The following is a 2405-nucleotide window of genomic DNA, read 5'->3' on the forward strand; positions in this document are numbered from 1 at the left end:
TGTGACTGCGTACCTTTTGTATAATGGGTCAGCGACTTATATTTTGTAGCGAGGTTAACCGAATAGGGTAGCCGTAGCGAAAGCGAGTCTTAACTGGGCGCTTAGTTGCAAGGTATAGACCCGAAACCCGGTGATCTAGCCATGGGCAGGTTGAAGGTTGAGTAACATCAACTGGAGGACCGAACCCACTAACGTTGAAAAGTTAGGGGATGACCTGTGGCTAGGAGTGAAAGGCTAATCAAACCGGGAGATAGCTGGTTCTCCCCGAAATCTATTTAGGTAGAGCCTCGGACGAATACTTACGGGGGTAGAGCACTGTTAAGGCTAGGGGGTCATCCCGACTTACCAACCCTTTGCAAACTCCGAATACCGTAAAGTAATATCCGGGAGACACACGGCGGGTGCTAACGTCCGTCGTGAAGAGGGAAACAACCCAGACCGCCAGCTAAGGTCCCAAAGTGTATGTTAAGTGGGAAACGATGTGGGAAGGCTAAAACAGCTAGGAGGTTGGCTTAGAAGCAGCCACCCTTTAAAGAAAGCGTAATAGCTCACTAGTCGAGTCGGCCTGCGCGGAAGATGTAACGGGGCTAAACATACCACCGAAGCTGCGGCTGCGAATTTATTCGCGGGGTAGGGGAGCGTTCTGTAAGCGGTTGAAGGTGTACCGGGAGGTATGCTGGACGTATCAGAAGTGCGAATGCTGACATGAGTAACGACAAGAGGAGTGAAAAACTCCTCCGCCGGAAGACCAAGGGTTCCTATCCCATGTTAATCAGGGTAGGGTAAGTCGACCCCTAAGGCGAGGCTGAAGAGCGTAGTCGATGGGAAACGGGTTAATATTCCCGTACTTGGAATAATTGCGATGGGGGGACGGAGCAGGCTAAGTAAGCATGGCGTTGGTTGTCCATGTGAAAGTGCGTAGGCTGAGAACTTAGGAAAATCCGGGTTCTTAAGGCTGAGACACGAGACGAGCCACTACGGTGGTGAAGTTACTGATGCCCTACTTCCAGGAAAAGCCTCTAAGCTTCAGATTATTTCGAATCGTACCCCAAACCGACACAGGTGGTCAGGTAGAGAATACTAAGGCGCTTGAGAGAACTCGGGTGAAGGAACTAGGCAAAATTGTACCGTAACTTCGGGAGAAGGTACGCTGACATTAGGTGAAGGACTTCGCGTCTGGAGCTGAAGTCAGCCGCAGTGACCAGGTGGCTGGGACTGTTTATTAAAAACACAGCACTGTGCAAAATCGTAAGATGACGTATACGGTGTGACACCTGCCCGGTGCCGGAAGGTTAATTGATGGGGTTAGTCCTTGGACGAAGCTCTTGATCGAAGCCCCGGTAAACGGCGGCCGTAACTATAACGGTCCTAAGGTAGCGAAATTCCTTGTCGGGTAAGTTCCGACCTGCACGAATGGTGTAACCATGGCCACGCTGTCTCCACCCGAGACTCAGTGAAATTGAAATCGCAGTGAAGATGCTGTGTACCCGCGGCTAGACGGAAAGACCCCGTGAACCTTTACTACAGCTTGGCACTGAACATTGACCCTACATGTGTAGGATAGGTGGGAGGCTTTGAAGCACAGACGCTAGTTTGTGTGGAGCCGACCTTGAAATACCACCCTTGTAGTGTTGATGTTCTAACTTAGGCCCCTAATCGGGGTTGAGGACAGTGCCTGGTGGGTAGTTTGACTGGGGCGGTCTCCTCCCAAAGAGTAACGGAGGAGCACGAAGGTTGGCTAAGTACGGTCGGACATCGTACGGTTAGTGTAATGGTAGAAGCCAGCTTAACTGCGAGACAGACACGTCGAGCAGGTACGAAAGTAGGTCATAGTGATCCGGTGGTTCTGAATGGAAGGGCCATCGCTCAACGGATAAAAGGTACTCCGGGGATAACAGGCTGATACCGCCCAAGAGTTCATATCGACGGCGGTGTTTGGCACCTCGATGTCGGCTCATCACATCCTGGGGCTGAAGTCGGTCCCAAGGGTATGGCTGTTCGCCATTTAAAGTGGTACGCGAGCTGGGTTTAGAACGTCGTGAGACAGTTCGGTCCCTATCTGCCGTGGGCGTTTGAGAATTGAGAGGGGCTGCTCCTAGTACGAGAGGACCGGAGTGGACGAACCGCTGGTGTTCGGGTTGTGATGCCAATTGCATTGCCCGGTAGCTACGTTCGGAATCGATAACCGCTGAAAGCATCTAAGCGGGAAGCGAGCCTCGAGATGAGTTCTCACTTTAACTTTAAGTTAACTGAAGGGCCGTTGAAGACTACAACGTTGATAGGCTGGGTGTGGAAGTGTAGTGATACATTAAGCTAACCAGTACTAATTACCCGTGAGGCTTAACCATACAACGCCAAAGTGGTTTTACAAGCTAGAAGTTAGTGTTACTAAAGTAGCGTTTTAC

The 2405-nt window shown here is 51.0% G+C and carries 1 rRNA gene; it reads left to right on the top strand.

From position 1 onward, the window contains the following. A 23S ribosomal RNA gene (locus C2M32_RS02345) occupies positions 1-2348 on the top strand; the annotation flags it as partial. Positions 2349-2405: the final 57 nt, after the last annotated feature.

Source organism: Pseudoalteromonas sp. T1lg23B (assembly GCF_002964665.1).
In the GTDB taxonomy this organism is placed as follows: Bacteria; Pseudomonadota; Gammaproteobacteria; order Enterobacterales; family Alteromonadaceae; genus Pseudoalteromonas.